The 23,713-nt window shown below is 48.5% G+C and carries 22 protein-coding genes and 1 pseudogene; 17 read left to right on the top strand and 6 right to left on the bottom strand.

What is annotated here, in order from left to right; genetic code table 11:
• The 6 genes from ABLU86_RS07800 to ABLU86_RS07775 all read left to right on the top strand — a co-directional run bounded on the left by ABLU86_RS07800 (position 1) and on the right by ABLU86_RS07775 (position 4,397).
• Complete coding sequence (locus ABLU86_RS07800; protein WP_181245099.1) at positions 1-609, top strand: hypothetical protein; 609 nt, start codon at positions 1-3, stop codon at positions 607-609.
• Positions 610-664: 55 nt separating this feature from the next.
• Positions 665-1,495: a hypothetical protein gene (locus tag ABLU86_RS07795; RefSeq protein ID WP_348796135.1), complete on the top strand. Its 831-nt coding sequence runs from the start codon at positions 665-667 to the stop codon at positions 1,493-1,495.
• Positions 1,496-1,504: 9 nt separating this feature from the next.
• A complete protein-coding gene (locus ABLU86_RS07790; RefSeq protein ID WP_200144913.1) occupies positions 1,505-2,617 on the top strand; it encodes an XRE family transcriptional regulator in 1,113 nt (370 codons plus the stop codon).
• 243 nt (positions 2,618-2,860) lie between these two features.
• The gene (locus ABLU86_RS07785; protein WP_224260469.1) at positions 2,861-3,484 is read left to right on the top strand and encodes a recombinase family protein; all 624 of its coding nucleotides are present in this window, start codon (positions 2,861-2,863) and stop codon (positions 3,482-3,484) included.
• Between the two features lie 407 nt (positions 3,485-3,891).
• Positions 3,892-4,089 (top strand): hypothetical protein, encoded by a 198-nt coding sequence (locus tag ABLU86_RS07780; protein ID WP_200144911.1) that lies wholly within the window; start codon positions 3,892-3,894, stop codon positions 4,087-4,089.
• Positions 4,086-4,397, top strand: a complete 312-nt coding sequence (locus ABLU86_RS07775; protein ID WP_200144910.1) for a hypothetical protein — start codon at positions 4,086-4,088, stop codon at positions 4,395-4,397. Before ABLU86_RS07780 ends, ABLU86_RS07775 begins: the two co-directional genes overlap by 4 nt.
• A 261-nt stretch (positions 4,398-4,658) precedes the next feature.
• On the opposite strand, the gene ABLU86_RS07770 is transcribed toward ABLU86_RS07775, so the two are convergent.
• A complete protein-coding gene (locus ABLU86_RS07770) occupies positions 4,659-5,537 on the bottom strand; it encodes a DUF4145 domain-containing protein (protein WP_224260468.1) in 879 nt (292 codons plus the stop codon).
• 690 nt (positions 5,538-6,227) lie between these two features.
• Positions 6,228-6,914, bottom strand: coding sequence for a hypothetical protein (locus tag ABLU86_RS07765; protein ID WP_177330511.1), 687 nt, complete (start codon positions 6,912-6,914; stop codon positions 6,228-6,230).
• A 392-nt stretch (positions 6,915-7,306) separates the two neighbouring features.
• Between ABLU86_RS07765 and ABLU86_RS07760 the strand changes: the two genes are divergently transcribed.
• Entirely contained in the window at positions 7,307-7,858 is a 552-nt protein-coding gene (locus tag ABLU86_RS07760; protein ID WP_004849178.1) for a recombinase family protein, read from the top strand.
• A 34-nt stretch (positions 7,859-7,892) separates the two neighbouring features.
• On the opposite strand, the gene ABLU86_RS07755 is transcribed toward ABLU86_RS07760, so the two are convergent.
• Positions 7,893-8,927 (bottom strand): hypothetical protein, encoded by a 1,035-nt coding sequence (locus tag ABLU86_RS07755; RefSeq protein ID WP_348816909.1) that lies wholly within the window; start codon positions 8,925-8,927, stop codon positions 7,893-7,895.
• A 434-nt stretch (positions 8,928-9,361) separates the two neighbouring features.
• Between ABLU86_RS07755 and ABLU86_RS07750 the strand changes: the two genes are divergently transcribed.
• Positions 9,362-10,753, top strand: a complete 1,392-nt coding sequence (locus tag ABLU86_RS07750) for a hypothetical protein (protein ID WP_181245095.1) — start codon at positions 9,362-9,364, stop codon at positions 10,751-10,753.
• A gap of 108 nt (positions 10,754-10,861) precedes the next feature.
• Here the strand turns inward: ABLU86_RS07750 and ABLU86_RS07745 are convergent, their stop codons facing one another.
• Together ABLU86_RS07745 and ABLU86_RS07740 are read right to left on the bottom strand one after the other, a co-directional pair.
• Complete coding sequence (locus ABLU86_RS07745) at positions 10,862-11,116, bottom strand: YkgJ family cysteine cluster protein (RefSeq protein WP_074188868.1); 255 nt, start codon at positions 11,114-11,116, stop codon at positions 10,862-10,864.
• Positions 11,117-11,226: 110 nt separating this feature from the next.
• Positions 11,227-11,310, bottom strand: a pseudogene (locus ABLU86_RS07740) (YkgJ family cysteine cluster protein); the annotation flags it as partial.
• A 205-nt stretch (positions 11,311-11,515) separates the two neighbouring features.
• Between ABLU86_RS07740 and yeiP the strand changes: the two are divergent.
• On the top strand, positions 11,516-12,088 hold the full coding sequence (gene yeiP, locus ABLU86_RS07735) for an elongation factor P-like protein YeiP (RefSeq protein WP_015365690.1): 573 nt from the start codon (positions 11,516-11,518) through the stop codon (positions 12,086-12,088).
• A 155-nt stretch (positions 12,089-12,243) separates the two neighbouring features.
• Here yeiP and uxuA read toward each other — a convergent pair whose 3' ends face one another.
• Complete coding sequence (gene uxuA, locus ABLU86_RS07730; RefSeq protein ID WP_047041592.1) at positions 12,244-13,434, bottom strand: mannonate dehydratase; 1,191 nt, start codon at positions 13,432-13,434, stop codon at positions 12,244-12,246.
• 206 nt (positions 13,435-13,640) lie between these two features.
• On the opposite strand from uxuA, the gene ABLU86_RS07725 reads away from it, so the two are divergent.
• The 8 genes from ABLU86_RS07725 to ABLU86_RS07690 all read left to right on the top strand — a co-directional run bounded on the left by ABLU86_RS07725 (position 13,641) and on the right by ABLU86_RS07690 (position 23,713).
• Positions 13,641-15,107: a fructuronate reductase gene (locus ABLU86_RS07725; protein ID WP_059476454.1), complete on the top strand. Its 1,467-nt coding sequence runs from the start codon at positions 13,641-13,643 to the stop codon at positions 15,105-15,107.
• Positions 15,108-15,228: 121 nt separating this feature from the next.
• A complete protein-coding gene (locus tag ABLU86_RS07720) occupies positions 15,229-16,206 on the top strand; it encodes a GTP-binding protein (protein WP_048229090.1) in 978 nt (325 codons plus the stop codon).
• Between the two features lie 42 nt (positions 16,207-16,248).
• Positions 16,249-16,956: a phosphatase PAP2 family protein gene (locus tag ABLU86_RS07715; RefSeq protein WP_047041596.1), complete on the top strand. Its 708-nt coding sequence runs from the start codon at positions 16,249-16,251 to the stop codon at positions 16,954-16,956.
• A gap of 426 nt (positions 16,957-17,382) precedes the next feature.
• Positions 17,383-17,952 carry a bifunctional murein DD-endopeptidase/murein LD-carboxypeptidase gene (mepS, locus tag ABLU86_RS07710; RefSeq protein WP_015706124.1) on the top strand — a complete coding sequence of 190 codons (570 nt, stop codon included), beginning with the start codon at positions 17,383-17,385 and terminating at the stop codon, positions 17,950-17,952.
• A gap of 206 nt (positions 17,953-18,158) precedes the next feature.
• On the top strand, positions 18,159-19,721 hold the full coding sequence (locus ABLU86_RS07705) for a cyclic di-GMP phosphodiesterase (protein ID WP_015365683.1): 1,563 nt from the start codon (positions 18,159-18,161) through the stop codon (positions 19,719-19,721).
• Between the two features lie 57 nt (positions 19,722-19,778).
• On the top strand, positions 19,779-21,584 hold the full coding sequence (locus ABLU86_RS07700) for an extracellular solute-binding protein (protein ID WP_020078277.1): 1,806 nt from the start codon (positions 19,779-19,781) through the stop codon (positions 21,582-21,584).
• A gap of 9 nt (positions 21,585-21,593) precedes the next feature.
• Positions 21,594-22,688, top strand: a complete 1,095-nt coding sequence (locus ABLU86_RS07695; RefSeq protein ID WP_126027660.1) for a microcin C ABC transporter permease YejB — start codon at positions 21,594-21,596, stop codon at positions 22,686-22,688.
• The gene (locus ABLU86_RS07690; protein ID WP_046883887.1) at positions 22,688-23,713 is read left to right on the top strand and encodes a microcin C ABC transporter permease; all 1,026 of its coding nucleotides are present in this window, start codon (positions 22,688-22,690) and stop codon (positions 23,711-23,713) included. The genes ABLU86_RS07695 and ABLU86_RS07690 overlap by 1 nt, the downstream gene beginning before the upstream one ends.

The raw sequence follows: 23,713 nt of genomic DNA, 5'->3' as shown, positions 1-23,713 counted from the left end.
ATGAAACCACCGTATGTACGCTATATCAAAACATCTGTTATAGCTGTTGCTATAGTCTATGGCATCGGTAATCTCCTGTACGCTCTGGCAACCACTCCAGACCAATCTAAAATGCCTGAAGCAAATGTTGTTAAAAATAAAAATCCCCCGCCTTCACACCAACCAACAGAACCATCAAAATCACTGACAATTGACATATTCCCAAGGATGTACACAACTGGGGAAGTATATACAAGATTTCAAGAACATGAATTCCGGGCAACAAATGACTTCAAGAATTGCCGATTGATGGTTACAGGAAAAATAGAAAATATTGGTACTGTTACTTTCAGCAAAAAACCTCTGGTAACCTTAAGTATTCCTGGTTCTGATGAGGGGCTGAAATTCATATTCGAAGATACGGATTCCAATAACGACGAAGTAGCTTCATTGAATATCGGAAAAACGATAGTGATCGCCGGGAGAAACGCGCGAGTAGGGTCCTTTGGTGGCGTATTTCTCGATGACTCTATACTAATGTCAGACATGATCTCCAAGGAACCACATAAACAACGAAAAATTCTTGTTGCCAGTGGTGGAATTTTTGACAGCGTGATTTGTCGTAAGTAACGTTTCCTTGTCCTTCCAATGCAGGGGGGAAAATCCCCTGCCCCCTCATGATCTTATGCTCCTCTCACCTAACCTTGCCCCCTCTGATTATCCATACAGTAATTTTCTTGTTTTTCACCCTCGATTGAGGTATAAAAAACAGAAAAATAATCATGAGGCTTTACCGATGTACTCTCATAATCTCGCAAAAACAGTAGTACTGACTGACCAGAATGATATCGAATCTTACTTGCAACCTATGAACCTCAGTCAAAATAACCTTGCTCGTATTCTTGAACGTGGTTTATCTGGTCGCTATGCCACTACGCAGAACCACCCTGCAACATCTCGTGGTCAGTACTTCTATGGTGAAGGTGTTAGCGCTGCTCGAGATATCCTTGCCCCGAAAGGGTACAAGCGACTATCTCTACGAAATGTTGAGCTGACTACCAGCGATAAGGTGGCTATTTACCTTTGTCGTGGTTGTGATCAGACAGGTTTGATTCATGGCTATCCTGAATCACGCATGAAGAAGGGTGACTTTACTTGCGAGCTTATGGGGTTAATCCATAATAATAACCCAGGCCAAGGGAAACTAATGCTGGATGACAACCAGCTAAAATTAGATTTGGATCTCCCTGAAGGTGAAGTTGTCCCATTACTCCCAAATAAAATCGGACGAGACCTATGGTTTTTACTTTACGATTTTTATGAACTGGATGAATTCAATCGTGTAGGTATCCGCGCGGAGTTGTCCCGCCCTGTTTCCTACAATAACAAAAATGTGGTTAACAGTTTTTCTACTCGTTTGATTCTTGATATCCATCAGCCAGACCCAATCGTTCGGGGTGGTGAGGCTCCTCAGTTTACACCAGATATCGATCTTGACATTTTGAAAACAGGTTAAAGATGCACCATGTTTAATTCAGAGCGTTTACGTATAGCAAGAGAACGGAGAGGCCTGACACAAAGAGCGCTAGCTGAAAAAGCTGGGTTAACCAGCAAGACCATTTCTAACTATGAAAAAGCTGGCGTCTTTGAGCCGATTGCCAGCGACAGCATGGAAAGAATCTCCTTTGTTTTGGAATATCCTATCGAATTCTTTCTCGATCGGGATGTTCCTTCACTAACTCCCGAAGCAGTCAGCTTTCGTGCCATGACAAAGTTAAGTGCGCAAAAACGTGATTCTGCACTTGGGGCGGGAAAACTAGCACAGGAATTATCGGCATGGATTGAAGGGCAATTTAAGTTGCCAAAGCCTAACATTCCTGATTGTAGTTTCGACGGATATTCTGAGCCTGAGCGTGCAGCTAGGGCTGTTAGGGAAGCTTGGGGTATTGGTGAGCTATCAATATCGAACATTGTTCATTTGCTTGAAGTTAATGGCGTTAGAGTATTTTCACTAGCTGAGAATTGCGTTGAAGTGGATGCGTTTTCATTTTGGATGGACGACAAACCTTTCGTCCTATTAAATACGATGAAAACTCCAGAACGAAGCCGCTTCGACGCTGCTCATGAGCTTGGTCATTTGGTTCTTCATAAGCACTCAAGCAACAATGGTCGACAAGCTGAACAGGATGCTGATCGTTTTGCTTCAGCATTCTTGATGCCTGAGCGTAGTATCTTAGCCTCGGTACCGAGGATGCCTAGCCTAGATCAACTCATTATGTTGAAAAAGAACTGGAAAGTATCTCTAGCGGCATTAGTTCGGCGTACATTCGATGTCGGTTTGTCTTCTGAGTGGCATTACCGACAACTTGCGATAGAACTTAACCGTCGTGGTTATCGCACGGGGGAACCGCAAGGTATGCCAGAACGAGAAAACTCATTAATTTTGGAGAAAGTTTTTTCCGCGTTGCGCTCTCAGGGGGTTAAGCGTTCCGAAATCCTCAGGCAACTGTATTTCCCTGCTGATGAAATAGGTGCACTCACATTTAACAATCGTTTCTTCATGGAAGCGATTACGGGTAACGGCCTTTCTTCATCTGTTGAGCATAAGCGACCACCTCACCTAAGTCTTGTCAAATAACCTTACCTTTTACATACGGCGGTTGACTCCGCCGTACTTTACATCCCCTTAATAACCCCTACATCACCGTCTTAAATGTGTTTCTACAGACAGCCAATGCTTCAGATTCCCACTGTCTCAGTTGGGTATACCCGATATAGACCATGAAACATTGTCTCAATAGGGTTTAAATAAACTCTATTGAATACAAACACAGGTGATGTATCATATGGGTATTGATTAAACACTCTAATGAGATAACCCATGAATGTCCGTATCTATTGCCGCGCATCTACAGAAGGCCAACATGCCGATCGTGCACTGATTAGCCTGCGCGAATTTGCGCAAAGCAAGAACTGGCAGATTGCCGAAGAGTACATTGAGAATGCCAGCGGTGCGAAGCTGGATCGCGTAGAGCTAATGCGCCTCCTTGCAGAAGCTCAACCGGGTGATCTGCTTCTTATTGAAGCGATTGACCGTCTCAGCCGTCTTAAACATGAAGAATGGGCTGAACTCAAAGCTACGCTGAATAGTAAAGGGCTGGTTATTGTATCAATGGATTTGCCAACCAGTTGGCAGATGGTTGAAATATCCGGGAATGACCTTACCAGTGGCATTCTGCGTGCAGTCAATGCAATGCTGATCGATATCCTCGCGACAATGGCACGACAAGATTATGAGACCCGGCGTAAACGTCAGGCGCAGGGGATCGCGAAAGCAAAACAGGCAGGTTTGTACACGGGGAAAGAAAAAGATCTGGAAGCCCGTGAGACAGTTCGCGAAATGCTGGCGCAGAACGTTAAACCAGCTCACATCATGAAAGCGGCGGGTATCAGTCGCGCCACGTTTTACCGAATCAAGAAGGAGTTTGTAAGCTACTCGAACTGACAGTTTCAGCAGACAGACTGCAACCGATCTGTCCGTCCACTCTGAGTGATGAGCAGTCATGCTTCTCTATTGAATAGATGCTAGTTGGTGGCATCACTTGATAATGAAGGGATGAAGGGATGAAGGGAAGCAGACCAACGAATCGTAACAGGAAAGCCCAGTATACGCGTGTATACTGGGCTTTCCTGTTACGATACGGCGAGCTTAGTGAAGGTCCTCAGCGAGTGAAGAGCAGACGTCAAAACATGACGACGCGGTAGTTCTGCCACATTCGGCATAAAAATCTAAGAGTCAAGCAGCGTACATTTTGTACGCACAAGTAAAGTATTTAAAAATCACTTTTGTTTTGCTTTTACTCAGAACATACTTGACACTTAAATCCCTAAACAGCATATCAGAGGCGTTACATGTCAGATTCGTTTTGTACTCCTTATAAAAATCCCAGAACCAAAAATGTGACCTATGGCGGAGCTGCTCGGAATGGTCGAATTAAAACTCTTGGTGGCATGGATAAGATCAACGAAAGAATCACAGATAACGTCATGTCCGAGCTTCTTCAAGCAGCTAACGCTCCTGAAGGTGATTCAAAGCAGGGAAATGAATGAGTAAGGTCGTACCATTCCCGGGAAAGCCAGTTACTCCGGAAGAGCAATTACGTAAAAAGATTGCGAAATCTTCAATGGATCTGCTTCTTAAAGAAGCGGATTTTATTGCGGAAACACCTGATAAAGTAGAACCTACCCCTTCCTTTCAAATCATTCGAATCATGGGTTCTACTTTACTCATGACTTCCTTATCAATCGGAAGGATTGGCATGCTCAACGCCTACGATAAAACACGCATATTGATCATTAAAAAATCAAAGTCAGGGCGAGTTTACAAAGCATCGTTTGGAAAGAGGAAAAAAACTTAGCATCTAGTGTTGTGATTTCTTGATTGTTGTTTATAACGTGCTGCGCTCAAGAAAAACTCCTTCATTCTCAGTCTAAATCCGATCTGTTCAAGTTAATAGCCATTATCAGTCGCGCCACGTTTTACCGAATCAAGAAGGAGTTAGTAAGCTAATTATATTAGCTCGAACTCCAGTTGACGGCGAAAAGCGGGCGTTACAGCTGCACCTTTCGGAAAATTGAGTGCATCAGAATTTCGCCCGCGAGGAAGGTTTTGTTTGACACTATTTGACGACAAAATGTTGCAATGGGTTCTGCGAGCCTTGATATGTATCAATTTTACCTACTGACAACTTTGTGAACTCGCCGTTGCCGATTTTTGAAATTAACTCTTGCTCTAATGTCGATATAGACTCCTTAGCCCTACGTATATCCTTACCTAGATATTTCGCAATAGGGTACTCATCACCGACGTTGAACTCTTTGAGTTTTTCGCTAAGCAACTCCTTGAAATGTTCATATCTGGAAACTGTAGTTTCAATATTTCCATTTGCTTTCTTTTCGAGGATATACACAGAAGCTATCAAATGTTCTACGATTTGAAGTGCAACAGATAGCGCAGTACCTTTAGGTGTTTTTATGTCATGGGCTGCATCATTGCCCATAAATCTTATCCCATGTAATCGATCCGCATCATTTTTTGAAATGTATCCAGAACTTGCTAGTTTGTTAATTCTTACCTCAAGATATCGTCCTGGAATTTGTAAATCATTGCAAACCGCTTCGACAGCTGCTCTTAATCCTAATCCGGCGAGGACTTTCGAATCTTCCCGCAACGCTATGAGTACTTCGGAATAGATAGTTTTTACGATATCTGGCAGCTCCCATAAGTTTTGTATTTCCTTGTGGCCCTCAACAGCCTTGGGATAAACAGTCACATCCTCGGGAACTTCCCAGAGGTCATCATACGTGGGATACGCAGCTTCGAGATCGTAAAACACCTGACGGAAGGATTTTGTGTCACACCCTAAACATTGCAATATTTGATACGAAATATTGCAATTGTATTCTTCGCGATGCGACTCAGTATGTTCTGATAAAACAGTGTGATTAGTTTTTTTGCAACAATCGCGACAATAGCTTTTAATTTTCTTATTGCTCATTTTTCACTTTTCTTTTTCGCGTCTAAAGATTGTTCGATAGAAGGAGCCATCTTGACCACAAATTTTTACACATTTTGGATTAATCTACAGAACACTACAGGATCACCAGTATAAAAAACGATGTAGGGTATTTCGATAAAAGCTGCGTATAATTACACGATTTACCTTTTACTGAAAAGTTAGGAAGCTACGCCACAGCAGTATCAGGTCAAACCTGAGCTAATACATTTAGTTTTTTTCTGACCAAAACCATAAAACCTCGCTGGACTGAGAAGCTCGATTTCACATATACACTATGAACTGTATCAATCAGCACAATCTCTTGGGCTCTTGGGTTTTAAAACCTAACAGCGTACGTTAAAATCATAAGCTAACCAATAACCATATCTGAAAAACATCGCCAGAGGCCCTGAGAGCGATTCTCAGCAACTTTTATCACAAAAACGAAAAACCCACAACTGTTGAAATTAAATCTCTCTACGAGCTCCCTACGCAATATTTACGAATTCTGCGTTTTACTACTCAGCTTCGATGTTGAATAGTTTCGTGTTCCCTGATCTTGACCCGCCTTCTCCGTCTACAACTTACTTCTCTCTTTTGCCGGTTAGGATATCAGTCGCGCCATGTTGGTGGAATTAATCTCCCCCTCCTTCCACCTTATCAGTTGTTAAGTACGATCCTAATTACCGTTTAGGAATCAAAATTCGGAGAATACTTCACAGGAGACATTGCCCCTTTCTTTCTAAGGTCATCAGGGACTTTTTTACCGAGATAAAGCTGTGTAACTTCAGCGGATGCCACACGTCCACGGAAGCCAAAGCGTGCATTTTGAGTAGCTTCAAACTCATCATCTTCATCCCATTGGCGCATTTCAGGAAAGTTATCACGGGTAGATTTTAACCACTCATCAGCTACATATACCCCCCTGACAATTCCTTTTACGGTAGCCAGGATAACTTCAGCTTTACTTGCACGTTCGAGACTTACACGCCAACTGAAGCGTACTGCATCATAAAGATCAACGTCCTTTGAACTTCTGTTAACAGATATCATCAAAGCCTTATGCTTAAACTCTACTGTCTCAGGTTGGTAGGTTGCGATTAATTCTTTGATATGTGCAGCGCCATACTCGTTACTGCCCGCACCATTCATGATGTTGGTCAAACCTGGGTAAGCATCGATTAGAGCAGCCTCCACCTCGTAAGCAGTCTTTTCATCGGCAATACCATGCCGATGGATAACATGGATGACCTCCAGACCAGCTAATCTAATCTCACGAAGTTGCTTGAGTTTGTTACTGAGAAGTTCATCATCATCAGCGGCAGCCACTTCACCGCGCATGTGAGCAAAAACGCGATTACCTTTCCCCTTACCCACATAAAAAGTACTTCCATCTCGTGGATCAATCAGGCGATATACATACCAACCAAGATGTTCGATTACTCCCGGAGGGAACTCATTAATATCCATATCACAACACACCTATCACTTGATTAGTGGGGTATAAGTTATACTTTCAGCTGCCAATTGACAATTTGTAAGCATACAAAAATTCACACCTACCACCGTTATCACGTTCAGATACCATCCCCCTCATCAAGTAGATATTTCTACCCCTTAATCCTGGGGCGAGAGTCTTAAAAGGAAGTCCTTTTAAGACTCTAAAATCACAACAATGGCATGCGGCGCACATATGTCTCAAAAGTTTGATTTATTATTTCAAGACACTTAAAATAATAAGACATAGTTTTGAGATATGAGGATGAATAATGTCAACTATCGGATATGTTCGTGTAAGTACAGATGAGCAGACGACAGAGAATCAACAACAGCAGATAGCCGAACGCTACCATATTGACAAATGGTTTATCGATGAAGCCACCAGTGGCACGACAAAAGCCATAGGGCGTGATGGATGGTCATCACTGATGAATTATGTTCGTGAAGGAGATACAGTTGTATGTGTCGCTGTAGATCGTATTGGACGAAACACAATCGATCTATTACAAACAGTCGAAGCATTAAAAGAAAAAGGAGTCAGTGTTGTCAGCATGCGTGAAGGCTTCGATCTAAGCACTCCTGCTGGGGAAGCCATGCTTACCATCATGGCAGCATTGGCAAAAATGGAACTGTCTGTATTAGATGAGCGTAGGAAGGCAGGAATTAAACGCGCTAAATCTCAAGGGATCCATTGCGGTAGGCCTGCCAAGGCGACGACTGAAGACATACTGTTACTGATTGCACAAGGTAAGAGCCGTAGAGAGATTGAAAAGGAACTTGGGATTAGCAAGGCAACATACTTCCGTCTCAAAAAATTTTAGCTGACTATTTTATAGCCAGCTTGTGGCGTTTGAGTCAATTTCCAAGATATTTAGTAATTGCTTCAATAGCTAAAGGAGCTACCTTATCAAGGCTAGCATTTAATACTCGTTCTCCAGCTTTGCCTAGCCAATCATAAACTTTAGGCAGGAATTTTCCAGTTTCTCTTGGTGTAGGTTCGCTATCCAAAACTAATTTTAGATCCAATACATCTTCTGCCGTAAAGCCCAGAGACTCTAGATATGACTTCAAAGAGTCAAAATTGCCAGTAGTAATCTGTTGCACATTATGCTGATTAAAGCCGTGGTTTTCTGCGCCAATCACACCCGCATTGTTGATATTGCCATTAAAGTGAAAATTATTAGTTGTCATAGGTGCTCTAACCTTGTCTTGCTGTGAAAATTGTAGATTCTCACCAAGTATACCTTGCTGTTCTAGTTCCAGCGACCAGCTGAGAAGGCGATTACGAATATGTTCCACTACATTCAACATTTTACTTTGGGTGATCCGTCTTACAATTGGAAATCGCAAAAAATCAGGCTGATTACTCTGTAGTTGATTTGAAAACTCAGTTGACAAAGGAAAAACCATTGTAGAACCGGGGCTATCATACGCCAAAGCGAGTTCAGTGATTGGCGCTCTAATATGTACAGTACTCAACATATCCTCATCCTGTTGATTACTTACCAACATCGGAATGAGTCCATTTATCGGGTTATGCCCTAAGATCCTTCCCCTCGTGATGCGATAGTCAGGTACGGTCACTCCCGCAGGATACCCATCAAGCTCAAAATCGATCCATTCAATTACATCTGTCAATTGAAGCTTTACTGCAATAGCTTTAGCCATCCTGAGTAAATCTGACGTAGATGTTTCGTTATCAAGTGCCATCCTCTGGAAACGGAGGACCATTGGCTCACTCATTTGCTCTCCTTCGTGTAGAACTTTATCTGGGTCAGTATCAGTTATCAGAAAATCATGTGTGTGGTTAACATGTTTTCGATAGGATTTCAAATCTAAGTCAATAATAAATATTGACTTTCCTATTTGACAATGGTTCTTATCACTCATATCCTGTATGCCAACAACGTAATTTTCACGGGGCGCAGCAACCTCTCCAGACTGGACCGTGATGCCAGGAAGTGATGACCTGGTCCAAGGGAGCAAACCTATTGCTTCTTGTAGTACACGATGTACTACTGTTTGTCCGCAACTCCCTTCTATTGATCCCTTTCCAGATCGGTTTTCTTGACCTTAACGGTAAACCCTTTGCCTTTATTCCGTCTTGAAATCATCGAATGAATGATCTTTACAACAATATTTTATTCTGATCACTGATCTGAAGAATTTGTTACGTCTTTTCGTTTTTTTCCCGAAAAGGGGGAAGGACAAGAGGACAAGGGCATCAATACTATGTTGCATAAATACTACTAACAAATTACCGCAAACCCGTGTACAGCAAGGCCTCCAGCCCACTTAGCGGTTTTGTAAAACGAGAATATGATATGAACCTTAAACCACGCAACTTTGATGAAGTCATTGAAAATGTATTAGTTGATAAAGGTGTTTGCACCTCTGATATATTGAATAAATATTCAAAAAAAGAGAAATCTTATTACTTTAATCAGTTTCTGATCGGAGCCACCAACAGGAGAAAGCATCCCAAAGATGAGTACGCTTTCTTACTTTATTCCTCTGAGAGACGAAAACATATACCGAGAGCTTCGAGATTTGATGACATGATAAAAGATATTCCTTTAATCAAAAAAAGTTGTAATTACTGGGCAGATAATTGGCCTAACGGCTATAGAGTAACTAGTGCTGGATATAACATTTTTTCGGCATGTTGCAAGGCAGTTCCTAGTAAATGCGGTCTCTATAACGAAGGAAAACCATACAACCCACCTCGGAATGGCATCCGCTCCCAATTAAAAAATAGCAATAAATGTAGTATAGAAGTCAAGGTCCCTAAAGAAATTCTTCTTAATGAGTTATCTCTCAGGCGATACCTGAAGAGCCTCCAACAGAGTGACAACCATAGAAATATGATTAGTCAAATTGAATACCTGTTAACGCTTGCGAAAGCGAGTAAAAGTGGTTTATTACCGATAACATACGTGCAAAGTAATGGGGGACGTTTATATGCAGAAGGCTCTGTAAATCTTCAAAATTGTAAGAGAGAGATTCGTAAAGCTTCATTGGCTGGCATGTTTGATGTGGATATCGAGAATTGTCACTACAACTTACTGGAACAGATGTGCGCTCGGATCGGTATAAAAACGCCGCGTATTAGCCATTATGTCCGTAACAAAAAACAGGTCCGTAAAGAAGTAGCCACTACGTTACAATGCACAGAAGAACAAGCGAAGGTAGTTTTGATTGCCCTTATTTATGGCACAAATCTAGGGCCTCGTGGGGTACTAAAAAAGCTGGACATTGATACCAGTGACGAGGCTATCAAAGATACCTGGATTAGCAAACTAGCTGAGGAAGTCACCAATGTGAGACGTTATGTGATTGAGGATTATACAGCGCGGACTAGAGGCTGTTACAAAATCAAAAACGACGCTGGGATGATTGTTAAGACCATAACAGAAAACGGAGAATCGGTTAAGAAATCAAAATTATTAGCTCATCTTCTCCACGGTGCAGAATCACTGATACTTCAGCACATGATTAGCTTTCTTGGTGATAATGTTGTCTTGCTTCAGCATGATGGTGTCACATGCCCCAATCCTGTAGATACAGATGAACTCAGTGACTATATCGCAGAGAAAACAGGCTATCGTGTTCAATTTGATATTGAGCAACTGAAACTAGACCTCAATGTCGATGCCACTGATCGATTTCAACAACAAGACCTGGAAGACATTTTTGAAGATGAAATGGCTGCGTGATAGCTATCCTATAAGAGAATGGGGGAATCCCCCCCATTCCTGTTGATATAAAAAACCAAATATACATCACCAAAGGTTATGTGTTAGCAAGCGATGTTCTACAAATACTTATGGTGCTGTGCTGGACTCCAAGTGAAGCAGATAAGTCATAGCGGCGTCACGATCCGTTGAACACATATCTAAAGAAGGTTGAAGATTACCGCACACTTTTGGTCGTAGTTCCGAACCGAAAATGTTACATAAGTTGTCATTAGATAATTGAACACACCTTACATTCGCGGGTTTCCCCTCAGGCATGCCAGGAATTGGGCTTGATATAGACGGTGCAATACAACAAGCCCCACAGTCAATACGACACTGCATTAGATATGCCTCACGCTACCTTATACTTCCCATGACATTAACAGAAGGCCACGCAATCAGATAGTCTGCCCCATACTTACCAGTTGGCATACTATGAATAATTGACAATTAGGCTTGCCGTCAGGCATTCCGGGAATGGGGCTTGAGATGGACGGCGCGGTGCAACAGGCTCCGCAGTCCGGGCGACATTCCATACCTAACTCCTTAATGAGTGGGAGGCGGACAGTAGCAAAATATCGCCCGTCAGGAAAGCTGAAGCTGGCGACACGGCTTTTTCAGCAGCGCCGATCGAAGATTTGCCAGGAGATAGCAAAAGTCGCGAATTCCGCTTGCCTGAAAGGCCCGGCGCGAGTAGTTTTACGCGATATTTTTGACCCTTTAAGTGACAGGATTACTGCAATGCCAAGAGCGAATGAAATTAAAAAAGGTATGGTGCTGAATTACAACGGCAAACTGCTGATTGTTAAAAATATTGATATTCAGTCGCCAAGCGCCCGTGGCGCAGCAACGCTGTATAAAATGCGTTTTTCCGACGTGCGTACCGGCCTGAAAGTAGAAGAACGTTTTAAGGGCGACGACATCGTTGATACCGTTACCCTGACCCGTCGTTTCGTTGACTTCTCCTACGTCGATGGCAACGAATACGTGTTCATGGATAAAGAAGACTATACCCCGTATACCTTCACCAAAGAGCAGATCGAAGAAGAGCTGCAGTTTATCCCGGAAGGCGGCATGCCGGATATGCAGGTTTTGACCTGGGATGGCCAGCTGCTGGCGCTGGAGCTGCCGCAAACCGTTGACCTGGAAATCGTAGAAACCGCGCCGGGAATCAAAGGCGCTTCCGCCAGTTCGCGCACCAAACCGGCCACCATGAGCACCGGGTTGGTGATTCAGGTTCCGGAATACCTGACCAGCGGCGAGAAAATCCGCATTCATATCGAAGAGTGCCGCTATATGGGCCGCGCGGACTAACCTCCCGCCTCTGACGGTTGCCAGGCCCAGCGTCACGCAGGCCGGACTCTTCCCGGATAGCGGCGCTGCGCGCCTTATCCAGGCTACCCGCTGCCAATATCAGGCACAAAAAAGGACAGCCGTTGGCTGTCCTTTTGCTTTCCCTCACGCCACGATTACAGCAGCTCAGGGTATTTGGTCATCTTCAGCGCCAGCTCAACGCCGCGCACTTCCGCCATGCCTTTCAGACGGCCAATCGCCGAATAACCGGGGTTGGTTTTCTTACGCAGATCGTCAAGCATTTGATGCCCATGATCCGGACGGAACGGGATCGGGCGCAGATCGCCGGCTTTCTTACGACGCAGCTCTTCACTCAAAATCGCATCAACCACCGCCACCATATTGACGTCACCGTTCAGGTGCGCCGCCTCGTGGAAGGTTTTAGGATTCTCTTCACGGCAGGTAGAACGCAAATGGGTAAAGTGGATACGATCGCCGAAGGTTTCCACCATCTTCACCAGATCGTTATCGGCACGCACGCCGTAGGATCCGGTACACATGGTAAAGCCGTTATAAATGCTGTCCACCGTCTCTTTCAACCACTGCATATCTTCGATAGTCGACACGATACGCGGCAGGCCGAGGATCGGACGCGGCGGATCGTCCGGGTGAACCGCCAGGCGCACGCCGACTTCTTCGCACACCGGCACAATCGCCCGCAGGAAGTAAGCCATGTTCTCACGCAATTGCGCTTTATCGATATGGTCATACTCCGCCAGACGTGCGCGGAACTGATCGAGGGTATAGCCCTCTTCCGCTCCCGGCAGACCAGCGATGATATTGCGGGTCAGCTTGTCGATATCCGCCGCGCTCATCGCCTTAAAGTAAACGTCCGCTTGCTGCTGTTCTTCAGCGCTATAGTCAGCTTCGGCGCCCGGGCGTTTAAGGATGTGCAGTTCAAAAGCGGCGAAAGCAATCTGGTCAAAACGCAGCGCTTTGGAGCCATCAGCCAGCTGATATTCCAGATCGGTACGCGTCCAGTCCAGAATCGGCATGAAGTTATAGCACACGGTATCAATACCGCAGGCCGCCAGATTGCGGATGCTCTGCTGATAGTTGGCAATCCACTTCTCATATTGCCCGCTGTGAGTTTTGATATCCTCGTGCACCGGGATACTCTCAACAACCGACCAGCTCAGGCCTTTTTCCGTCAGTAGCGCTAAACGCTGTTGGATCTCTTCTACCGGCCAGACCTGGCCATTCGGAATATGATGCAACGCGGTCACGACACCCGTGGCGCCCGCCTGGCGCACATCATCAAGCGATACCGGATCGTTAGGTCCATACCAACGCCAGGTTTGCTCCATCGCAATGCCCTCTTTAAGCTGTTATACCAATAATGTGGAACATCATGACGACTACCATACATGCTTCTGCTGAATGGTCAATTTCCCCCGTAGCATTGATTGATCCAGCTCACACTAAGCGGATAAATTCGGCTTACCAATTTAAATTGTTGTCATATAACTTTACACTACCTCATGTTAATCATTGGTTAATCAGGTGTATAAAAATGACAACTATCGCTACCGCCGCGCTGCCAGCAGGCGTGCAACTTCCGCAATACGATCGCCGCCAATTGCGCTCGCGTATCGTGCACCTTGGTTTTGGCGCATTTCACCGTGCGCATCAGGCGCTGCTAACCGACCGGGTGCTTAACGCCAGCGGCGGCGACTGGGGAATTTGTGAAATCAGCCTGTTCAGCGGCGATAAGCTGATGAGCCAACTGCGTGCGCAAGACCACCTGTTTACGGTGCTGGAAAAAGGCGCTGAGGGTAACCAACCGATCGTGGTTGGCGCAGTACATGAATGCCTGAACGCCAAACTTGATTCGCTGGCAGCAATTATCGAAAAATTTTGCGAACCGCAGGTGGCTATCGTTTCGCTGACGATTACTGAGAAAGGTTATTGCATCGATCCGGCCACCGGTAAACTGGACCCAACCCAGCCGCGCATCGTTCACGATCTGGAAAACCCGACGCTGCCGCAGTCGGCTCCCGGTATTTTAGTTGAAGCGCTCAATCGCCGCCGCGAACGCGGACTCGCTCCCTTTACCGTACTCTCCTGCGACAATATTCCCGACAATGGTCACGTCGTGAAAAACGCCGTCCTCGGCATGGCTGAGAAACGTAGTCAGGAGCTGGCCAACTGGATTGCTGAACATGTCAGCTTTCCCGGCACCATGGTTGACCGCATCGTGCCAGCCGCCACCGAAGAATCTCTGGCTGAGATTGCCTCCGTGCTGGGCGTTGAAGATCCCTGCGCCATCAGCTGCGAACCGTTTATTCAATGGGTGGTGGAAGACAATTTTGTCGCCGGGCGTCCAGCCTGGGAAACCGCGGGCGTACAGATGACCCGCGACGTCCTGCCGTGGGAACAAATGAAACTGCGCATGCTCAACGGTAGCCACTCCTTCCTCGCCTGGCTGGGCTACCTGGCGGGGCATGCGCACGTTAGCGACTGCATAAAGGACGATGTTTTCCGCCATGCCGCCCGTCGCCTGATGCTTGATGAACAAGCGCCAACGCTATCTATCACCGGTGTGGATTTAGTTGCCTATGCCGACAGCCTGATAACGCGCTTCGCCAATCCGGCGTTAAAACATCGCACCTGGCAAATAGCCATGGACGGCAGCCAAAAGCTGCCGCAGCGGATGCTCGATAGTATACGCGTTCATCTGGCAAACGACAGCCGCTGGCCACTGCTGGCGCTGGGCGTGGCGGGCTGGATGCGTTACGTAAGCGGCGTCGACGACGCCGGGCAAGCCATTGACGTGCGCGACCCGCTAGTCGACAAAATCAAACGGTTGGTTGACGCCAGCCAGCAAGAGGAACGCGTCAGCGCCCTGCTTGGCCTGGAAGAGATATTTGGCAAAGATCTGCCGGGCAACCCGCAGTTTGTTGCTGAAATCACTTCAGCCTGGCAGCAACTGACAACATTCGGCTCCCGCCAGGCCGTGGCTAACGCTCTGCATAGTTAACAATTTCTGCTGTTTAGCGGACAGAATGTTTTTCTGTCCGCAGTAACCCTTCTCTTTTTCCCCTTTTTTCGTCAGGATAGTCTCAACTGTTACAACATTACATTTCTATGCTGGAGGGGATGTGACCAAAACTAACCTGATCACGGGCTTTCTCGGCAGCGGCAAAACAACCTCGATTCTTCATTTACTGGCCCACAAGCCTGCAAATGAAAAATGGGCCGTGCTGGTCAACGAGTTCGGCGAAGTCGGCATCGACGGCGCCCTGCTGGCGGAAAGCGGCGCGTTGCTAAAAGAGATCCCCGGCGGCTGCATGTGCTGCGTCAACGGTCTGCCAATGCAGGTTGGGCTCAATACGCTGTTGCGCCAGGGAAAGCCCGATCGTCTGCTGATTGAACCAACCGGACTGGGTCATCCCAGGCAGATCCTTGATATCCTCACCGCTGCGGTCTACGAGCCGTGGATCGATCTGCGCGCGACGCTGTGCATTCTCGATCCGCGCCAGCTGTTGGAGGAAAAGATCGTGGCCAATGATAATTTCCGCGATCAGCTGGCCGCAGCCGATATCATCGTCGCCAATAAAAGCGATCGGGCGACGCCGGAAAGCGAGGCCGCTTTTGCCAACTGGTGGCAACAGTACGGGGGCGAGCGCCTGCAGGTGAACGCCACCCAGGGTAACATCGAGCTCGCGCTGCTGGATCTCCCGCGCCGTAACACCGCCCCGCTGCCGGCAAGCCCGGACCACGTGCATAGTCACGGGCAAAAGCAGGGTCTGGCGGCGTTAAATTTGCCGGCACATCAACGCTGGCGTCGCAGCGTTAACAGTGGTCAGGGATACCATGCCTGCGGCTGGATTTTTGATGCTGATACCCAATTTGACACCGTTGGGTTGCTGGAATGGGCGCGTCTGGCGCCGGTTGGCCGGGTGAAAGGCGTGATGCGAATTGCCGAGGGTCTGGTGCGTATCAACCGCCAGGGACTCGATCTGCATATCGAAACCCAAAACGCGCCGCCGCCGGATAGCCGCATCGAACTGATTTGTGAATCAGACGTTGACTGGAATGCCCTGCAGTCCTCGCTGTTGAAGCTTCGTTTAAGTTAATGCGGCTATGTTTGGCCGCTGTTTAAAAAAATCGCATCTGTTATGACTAAAAACCGTATTCCCCTTATCTTGCTGCTGAACGTCGCGGGCGTAGCCTTATTTTGTTCCTGGTATCTACCGGCAAATCACGGTTTCTGGTTCCCGCTTGACTCGGCTATTTTTCACTTCTTTAACCAGGGCGTCAGCACCAATCGCGCGTATGCCTGGCTGTTAGCCATTATCAACAATCGCGCGTTCGACGCCTGCTCGCTGCTGGCGATGGGCTGCCTGATGCTCAGTTTCTGGATCAAAGCGCAGAGCGCTGAGCGCCGCCGCATAATCATTATGGGGCTGGTGATGTTGCTCGCAGCGGTAATTATCAATCAACTTGCCCAGCATCTGATGCCGGTAAAACGCGCTAGCCCTTCGCTGTTCTTTACGGATATTACGAAAGTCAGCGACGTGGTCTCACTGCCCACCAAAGACGCTTCAAAAGATAGCTTCCCGGGCGACCATGGCATGATGCTGCTCATTTTCGCCTCGTTTATGTGGCGATATTTCGGCCGCCGGGCATTTACCATTTCACTGATTATTTTTGTGGTTTTTGCTTTCCCGCGAGTGATGATCGGCGCCCATTGGTTCACCGATATTGCCGTAGGTTCACTCAGCGCGGTGCTGATTGGCGCGCCATGGGTATTAATGACCTCGCTTTCCGATAAGGCCATCGCCTGGTTTGACCGTTCGCTTCCGGGTGGAATAGCAAAAAATTAAGATCATTTTTACATTTTATTAATATTATCCATAAGGGGTCGTTCTGACCCCTTTTTTTATATTTGCTGATGATTTATTCGCGACATCATCTTCCTGTCACATTAATCATCATTGAAATGAAGATATTGCATATTTTTCAGCCAAAAAAGGCGCTATTTTCCCCTTTGCCGATGATTCACTTTTGGTCGCAAAAATACTTATAAGAAATCGCGCAAAACCGCTCGCCATCCCACGTTTGATAGGGTAATCTCTTTCTCGTTTTGCCTTCCCAAGCAACACAATTCATCATCCAAATAAATTTGTGCGGTACTCCACATTTTTAGGCTTAAGGAATTGTCTCATTGCTTTCTGGAATCTAGGCTCTACCACGTTTGGCATTTTTTATAACGACATTGTCGTTAAGGACAACAAGGGAAAATAAACATAATGGTCAAATCTCAGCCGATTTTGAGATATATCTTGCGGGTCGCCCCCGCGATTGCAGTTGCGGTTCTGCTTTCCGCGTGTAGTTCAACAAGTACCGCCAAGAATATGCATTCTGAGACGCATGCTGTGGGTAGTGGAGATTTATCATCACTGCAAGCTTCTCAGGATGAATTTGAAAAAATGGTCAGCAACCTGGACGTGAAGTCCCGTTTGATGGACCAGTATGCTAGCTGGAAAGGCGTGCGTTACCGCCTTGGCGGCAGCACCCGGAAAGGGATCGATTGCTCGGCATTCGTGCAGCGTACTTTCCGTGAACAATTTGGCCTGGAGCTGCCACGCTCAACTTCCGAGCAACAGGATTCCGGCAAATCGATTTCGCGCACTCAACTGCGTACCGGCGATTTAGTGCTGTTCCGCGCTGGCTCTACGGGTCGTCATGTTGGTATCTATATCGGCAACAACCAGTTTGTTCATGCCTCTACCAGCAGCGGCGTCACCATCTCAAGCCTGGATGAGCCATACTGGAAAAAGCGCTATAACGAAGCGCGTCGCGTTCTGAGTCGTTCCTGATTCTTCTTCTTACCGTGAGTTATCCCTTGGCTGACGGTAAGAAATGAAAAGAACACTGCCCCGGCAGTGTTTTTTTTTTGCTTCTCCGCCGGTGAACCCCGCAAAATAGGCTATGTCTTTATAAGCTATGTCTTTTAAAGGAAATGGAACCATACTCTTCAGGCATCCCATTGGCGTGATTCAATAATACGGACAGATTCTGGCCTATGCTAACCCGCTACTTTTCACCCCGACGTAAAATCTGGCTTACCAGTATTTGTATCGGCGTTGCCGTCGCACTACTGGCCGGCAGCATCCAGTTTATGGTTATCTACCACAACCGCTCTGAGCGTTTCGATCAGATAATCAATAACGTCAGCCACTACCTTAATAGCTATTTCGCTGATTTAAGCAAAACCATTGATGGCCTGCAGCCGCTGCTCGATCAGCCCTGCGAACATATTGACTCCGGCCTCGCCGCCAGCGCCGCCTTTAGTCCCAACGTGCGCGCCTTCCTGCTGGTGAAAAACGGCAAAGCGTTCTGCTCATCCGCCACCGGCGCAATGGACACACCGTTTAAACAATTGATACCGCAGCTTGATACCAATAAACCTCTGGATATGGCCATCCTCCAGGGCACGCCGATGATGCCGAACACCGCCGCGCTGGCAATGTGGGTACAACGTCCCGGCGATCGAGACAGCGGCATTTTTGTATCCATCAATGCCAATCTGACGCCTTATATCCTCTATACCGCACGACAGAATGATTTCAGCGGCATTGCGCTGGCCATCGGCCATACGGCAATTTCGACCTTCAGCAGCAAAATTATCGACCCGCTATCATTGCCCAATGAGCCGATACGCCAGATTCAGGTTCCGGGGCTACCGCTAAAAGTGTATCTCTTTTCTAACAGTTGGCTCGGCGAGAATACCCAGTTCGCCCTGTTGCTTGGCGTAGTATGCGGCATGCTTGCCGGCTTGCTCAGCTACTACATCCTGACGATCAAATCCGATCCGCGGAAATCGATCCAACTGGGGATCAAAAACAACCAGTTCTACGTGGTCTACCAGCCGGTGGTAAAGGCCGATACCCTGCAGATTAGCGGCGTTGAAGTGCTGATGCGCTGGCGGCATCCGGTGGTAGGTGAAATCCCGCCAGACGTCTTTATTAATCTGGCAGAGACGCAGCAGATGATCGTGCCGCTTACCCATCACCTGTTAATGTTGATTGCCCGCGATGCGCCGACGTTGCAGCGTATTTTGCCGCGCGGTACCAAGCTCGGTCTGAATATCTCACCTGCCCACCTGCATGCCGCCGGATTTCAGCAAGATATGCAACGTTTTGCCGCCGCGTTACCCGCAAACTACTTCGACGTCGTGCTGGAGATAACTGAACGTTCGATGATCGATAAAAACCAGTCGATGGCCATTTTTGAATGGCTGCATCAGCAGGGCTTCGAAATTGCTATCGATGATTTTGGTACCGGCCATAGCGCGCTGATTTATCTGGAGCGCTATAACTTTGATTATCTGAAGATCGATCGTGGTTTTGTGCAGGCGATCGGTACCGAAACCGTCACCTCTCCCGTGCTGGATGCGGTGTTAACGCTAAGCCGCCGTCTGCAGCTGAAAACCGTGGCTGAAGGTGTAGAAACGCCTGAACAGGCGGAATGGCTGCGCGCTCACGGCGTGAAGTATCTGCAAGGTTACTGCTTCAGCCGCCCGCTGCCGCTGGATAAACTGGTCGCCGCCCATGATGAACCGGCAAATTATTTCACAAGCCGCTGAGGGTCGCTTATGATGCGAAACCACCGGGGTTAATGGTCAGAGGATGATATTCCAACTATGTTTGCGCGCATCGGCCTGCTGCTGCTGGCTTTATTTAGCCTGAGTAGCCAGGCGCAAACCATTAAAGAGAGCGAAGCGTTCGCTATTATCGGCGAGCCAAAGTATGCCGTTGACTTTCATCACTTCGATTACGTCAATCCGGACGCACCTAAAGGCGGCAGTATAACGCTTGCCGCCATTGGCACCTTTGACAATTTTAACCGCTACGCCCTGCGCGGTAACCCCGGCGTACGCACCGATGCGCTGTATGACACCCTGTTTACCACCTCGGACGATGAACCGGGCAGCTACTACCCGCTGATAGCCGATCGCGCGCGCTTTGCCGATGATTTCTCGTGGATGGAAATTACCATCAACCCGCGTGCCCGCTTTCATGACGGTAGCCCGATTACCGCCAGCGACGTTGCTTTCACCTTCCACAAATTTATGACCGAAGGGGTACCGCAGTTCCGTCTTATCTATAAAGGGACGACCGTCAAAGCCATCGCCCCGCTGACGGTGCGCATCGAACTGGCCAAGCCGGGCAAAGAAAATATGCTCAGCCTGCTGTCGCTGCCGGTAATGCCTGAGTCATTCTGGCGCCATCATAAACTGAGTGACCCGCTTTCAACGCCGCCGCTCGCCAGTGGCCCCTATCGTATCAGCCGCTGGCGAATGGGGCAGTATATTGTCTATTCGCGAGTCGAGAACTACTGGGCCGCCGACCTGCCGGTAAACCGCGGGCGCTGGAACTTCGACACGATTCGCTACGACTACTATCTTGACGATAACGTCGCTTTCGAAGCCTTCAAGGCCGGAGCAGTAGATATGCGCGAGGAGAGTTCAACAAAAAACTGGGCCACGCGCTATATCGGGCGCAACTTTAGCAACGGTTATATTGTGAAAGACGATCGAACGAATACCTCGGCAACGGATACCCGCTGGCTGGCTTTTAATATTCAGCGCCCGGTCTTTGCCGACCGTCAGGTACGTGAGGCCATCACCCTTGCATTTGATTTCGAATGGATGAATAAGGCGCTGTTTTACGGCGCCTACAGTCGGCCAAACAGCTACTTTCAGAACACAGAATATGCCGCTCGTGATTACCCGAAGGCCGATGAGCTCGCCCTGCTGGCGCCGATGAAAAAAGAATTGCCGCCTGAGGTCTTTACCCGGATTTATCAGCCGCCAGTTTCCAGCGGCGATGGTTTTGACCGCGCCAATTTACTCAAAGCAGATGCCCTATTGAACCAGGCGGGATGGGTGCTAAAAAACCGTCAGCGCGTTAATGCCAAAACCGGCAAACCGCTGCGCTTTGAGCTGCTGCTCGCCTCCGGCGGCAACGTCAGTTGGGTTCTACCGTTCCAGCATAATTTACAGCGTTTAGGCGTGACGATGGATATCCGTCAGGTGGATAACTCCCAGGCCAACAGCCGACTGCGGAGCCGCGATTACGACATGATGCCCTCACTGTGGCGCGCCACCGCCTGGCCAGATACGGGCTTACAGGTTTCGTGGGCCTCGGACTATATTAACTCCAGCTATAACGCGCCGGGAGTGCAGAACCCGGCGGTCGACGCGTTGATTGCGCAGATCGTGCGCTGGCAGGGCAACAAACAGAAGCTTCTGCCGCTGGGCCGCGCGCTCGACCGGGTGCTGACCTGGAACTATTACATGCTGCCGATGTGGTATATGGCGCAGGACAGGACGGCCTACTGGAATAAATTTTCCTTCCCGCAAACACGCCCGACCTACTCCTCCGGTTTTGATGGCTGGTGGTACGATGTTAACAAAGCCGCCAGGCTTCCTGCGGACCGACGTTAAGGATTAAAGATGGGCGCCTACCTGCTCCGCCGACTATTACTGGTGATCCCGACGCTCTGGGCCATCATCACCATCAATTTTTTTATCGTGCAGATTGCGCCAGGCGGTCCGGTCGATCAGGCGATCGCCGCCGTGGAATTCGGCGACCGCGGCGGGTTGCCCGGCGCAGTAGATAGCGGTATAGGCGCCAGCCATGCACGTACCGGCGTTGGCAATATCAGTGAAGGCCATTATCGCGGCGGACGTGGGCTCGATCCGGAAGTGATTGCCGAAATCACCCACCGCTACGGCTTCGATAAACCCATTCACGAACGCTACTTTAAGATGCTCGGCGACTATCTGCGTTTTGATTTTGGCGATAGCCTGTTTCGCAGCGCCTCGGTGCTGCAGTTGATTAAAGACAGCCTGCCGGTATCTATTACCCTCGGCCTGTGGAGCACGCTGATTATCTACCTGGTGTCGATACCGCTGGGGATCCGTAAAGCCGTCAGTAACGGCAGCCATTTCGACGTCTGGAGCAGCACATTTATCATCATCGGTTACGCCATCCCGGCGTTTTTGTTCGCGATATTACTGATCGTGATCTTCGCCGGCGGCAGCTATTTCGATCTTTTTCCGCTGCGCGGCCTGGTCTCCGCTAATTTTGATAGCCTGCCGTGGTATCAGAAGATCGCCGACTATCTCTGGCATATCACCCTACCTGTGCTGGCGACGGTGATCGGCGGTTTCGCCGCCCTGACCATGCTGACTAAAAACAGTTTCCTTGATGAGATCCGCAAGCAATATGTGGTAACGGCCCGCGCCAAAGGCGTCGGTGAAAAACAGATCCTGTGGAAACACGTTTTCCGCAACGCCATGCTGCTGGTGATTGCCGGTTTTCCCGCCACCTTTATCAGCATGTTCTTTACCGGTTCGCTGCTGATTGAGGTGATGTTCTCGCTCAATGGTCTTGGGCTGCTCGGCTACGAAGCCACCGTGTCGCGCGATTATCCGGTGATGTTCGGCACTCTGTATATCTTCACGTTAATCGGCCTGTTATTAAACATTATCAGCGACATCAGCTATACGCTGGTCGATCCGCGTATCGATTTCGAGGGCCGCTAATGTCATTTCTCTCCCCCGTTAATCAGGCCCGCTGGGCGCGTTTTCGCCACAACCGCCGCGGCTACTGGTCGCTGTGGATCTTCCTTGCGCTATTTATTTGCAGCCTGTGCGCCGAGCTTATCGCCAACGATAAACCACTGCTGGTGCAGTATCGCGGTAGTCTCTACGTACCGGTGCTGAAAACCTATAGCGAAACAACCTTTGGCGGTGATTTTGCCACCGCCGCCGACTATCAGGATCCCTGGCTGCAAAAACGGCTGGCGGAAAACGGCTGGGTGCTGTGGGCGCCGGTGCGTTTCGGCGCCACCAGCATCAATTTCGCCACCGACAGCCCCTTCCCTTCGCCGCCGTCCCGGCACAACTGGCTGGGTACCGACGCTAACGGCGGCGATGTATTCGCACGGATCCTCTATGGCGCACGGATCTCATTATTATTCGGCCTACTGCTGACGTTCTTCTCCAGCGTGCTTGGCGTGCTTGCCGGGGCGCTGCAGGGCTACTACGGCGGTAAGCTCGACCTGTGGGGGCAGCGTTTTATTGAAGTATGGTCCGGCATGCCGACGCTATTTTTAATTATTCTGCTCTCAAGCGTGGTGCAACCTGATTTCTGGTGGCTGCTGGCGATTACCGTTTTATTTGGCTGGATGACGCTGGTCGGGGTGGTTCGCGCCGAGTTCCTGCGAACCCGTAACTACGATTATATTCGCGCCGCACAGGCGCTGGGGGTCAGCGATCGCCATATAATCCTGCGCCATATGCTGCCGAATGCGATGGTCGCCACCCTCACCTTCCTGCCGTTTATTTTGTGCAGTTCGATTACCACCCTGACCTCGCTCGACTTTCTCGGCTTTGGCCTGCCGCTAGGCTCGCCATCGCTGGGCGAACTGCTACTGCAGGGGAAAAATAACCTGCAGGCGCCGTGGCTGGGGATGGCGGCATTTTTGTCGGTGGCGGTGCTGCTGACGCTGCTAATTTTCATTGGCGAAGCGGTCCGCGACGCCTTCGATCCGGGTAAGGCGGTATAA

Origin of the sequence: Klebsiella sp. JN_Kp121 (assembly GCF_040062145.1) — a bacterium.
GTDB classification, from domain to species: Bacteria; Pseudomonadota; Gammaproteobacteria; order Enterobacterales; family Enterobacteriaceae; genus Klebsiella; species Klebsiella aerogenes.
The sequence above is the reverse complement of the archived record's forward strand: the minus strand, read 5'-3'. Positions and strand labels throughout refer to the sequence as shown.

What these genes read in the sequence shown, in the direction of transcription:
- yeiP (WP_015365690.1), top strand. Translation starts at nt 11,516, where the DNA reads ATGCCAAGAGCGAATGAAATTAAAAAAGGTATGGTGCTGAATTACAAC.
- ABLU86_RS07750 (WP_181245095.1), top strand. Translation starts at nt 9,362, where the DNA reads ATGAACCTTAAACCACGCAACTTTGATGAAGTCATTGAAAATGTATTA.
- ABLU86_RS07800 (WP_181245099.1), top strand. Translation starts at nt 1, where the DNA reads ATGAAACCACCGTATGTACGCTATATCAAAACATCTGTTATAGCTGTT.
- ABLU86_RS07690 (WP_046883887.1), top strand. Translation starts at nt 22,688, where the DNA reads ATGTCATTTCTCTCCCCCGTTAATCAGGCCCGCTGGGCGCGTTTTCGC.
- ABLU86_RS07775 (WP_200144910.1), top strand. Translation starts at nt 4,086, where the DNA reads ATGAGTAAGGTCGTACCATTCCCGGGAAAGCCAGTTACTCCGGAAGAG.
- uxuA (WP_047041592.1), bottom strand. Translation starts at nt 13,434, where the DNA reads ATGGAGCAAACCTGGCGTTGGTATGGACCTAACGATCCGGTATCGCTT.
- mepS (WP_015706124.1), top strand. Translation starts at nt 17,383, where the DNA reads ATGGTCAAATCTCAGCCGATTTTGAGATATATCTTGCGGGTCGCCCCC.
- ABLU86_RS07770 (WP_224260468.1), bottom strand. Translation starts at nt 5,537, where the DNA reads ATGAGCAATAAGAAAATTAAAAGCTATTGTCGCGATTGTTGCAAAAAA.
- ABLU86_RS07705 (WP_015365683.1), top strand. Translation starts at nt 18,159, where the DNA reads ATGCTAACCCGCTACTTTTCACCCCGACGTAAAATCTGGCTTACCAGT.
- ABLU86_RS07695 (WP_126027660.1), top strand. Translation starts at nt 21,594, where the DNA reads ATGGGCGCCTACCTGCTCCGCCGACTATTACTGGTGATCCCGACGCTC.
- ABLU86_RS07780 (WP_200144911.1), top strand. Translation starts at nt 3,892, where the DNA reads ATGTCAGATTCGTTTTGTACTCCTTATAAAAATCCCAGAACCAAAAAT.
- ABLU86_RS07755 (WP_348816909.1), bottom strand. Translation starts at nt 8,927, where the DNA reads ATGAGTGATAAGAACCATTGTCAAATAGGAAAGTCAATATTTATTATT.
- ABLU86_RS07700 (WP_020078277.1), top strand. Translation starts at nt 19,779, where the DNA reads ATGTTTGCGCGCATCGGCCTGCTGCTGCTGGCTTTATTTAGCCTGAGT.
- ABLU86_RS07760 (WP_004849178.1), top strand. Translation starts at nt 7,307, where the DNA reads ATGTCAACTATCGGATATGTTCGTGTAAGTACAGATGAGCAGACGACA.
- ABLU86_RS07715 (WP_047041596.1), top strand. Translation starts at nt 16,249, where the DNA reads ATGACTAAAAACCGTATTCCCCTTATCTTGCTGCTGAACGTCGCGGGC.
- ABLU86_RS07785 (WP_224260469.1), top strand. Translation starts at nt 2,861, where the DNA reads ATGAATGTCCGTATCTATTGCCGCGCATCTACAGAAGGCCAACATGCC.
- ABLU86_RS07745 (WP_074188868.1), bottom strand. Translation starts at nt 11,116, where the DNA reads ATGCAGTGTCGTATTGACTGTGGGGCTTGTTGTATTGCACCGTCTATA.
- ABLU86_RS07790 (WP_200144913.1), top strand. Translation starts at nt 1,505, where the DNA reads ATGTTTAATTCAGAGCGTTTACGTATAGCAAGAGAACGGAGAGGCCTG.
- ABLU86_RS07725 (WP_059476454.1), top strand. Translation starts at nt 13,641, where the DNA reads ATGACAACTATCGCTACCGCCGCGCTGCCAGCAGGCGTGCAACTTCCG.
- ABLU86_RS07795 (WP_348796135.1), top strand. Translation starts at nt 665, where the DNA reads ATGCTCCTCTCACCTAACCTTGCCCCCTCTGATTATCCATACAGTAAT.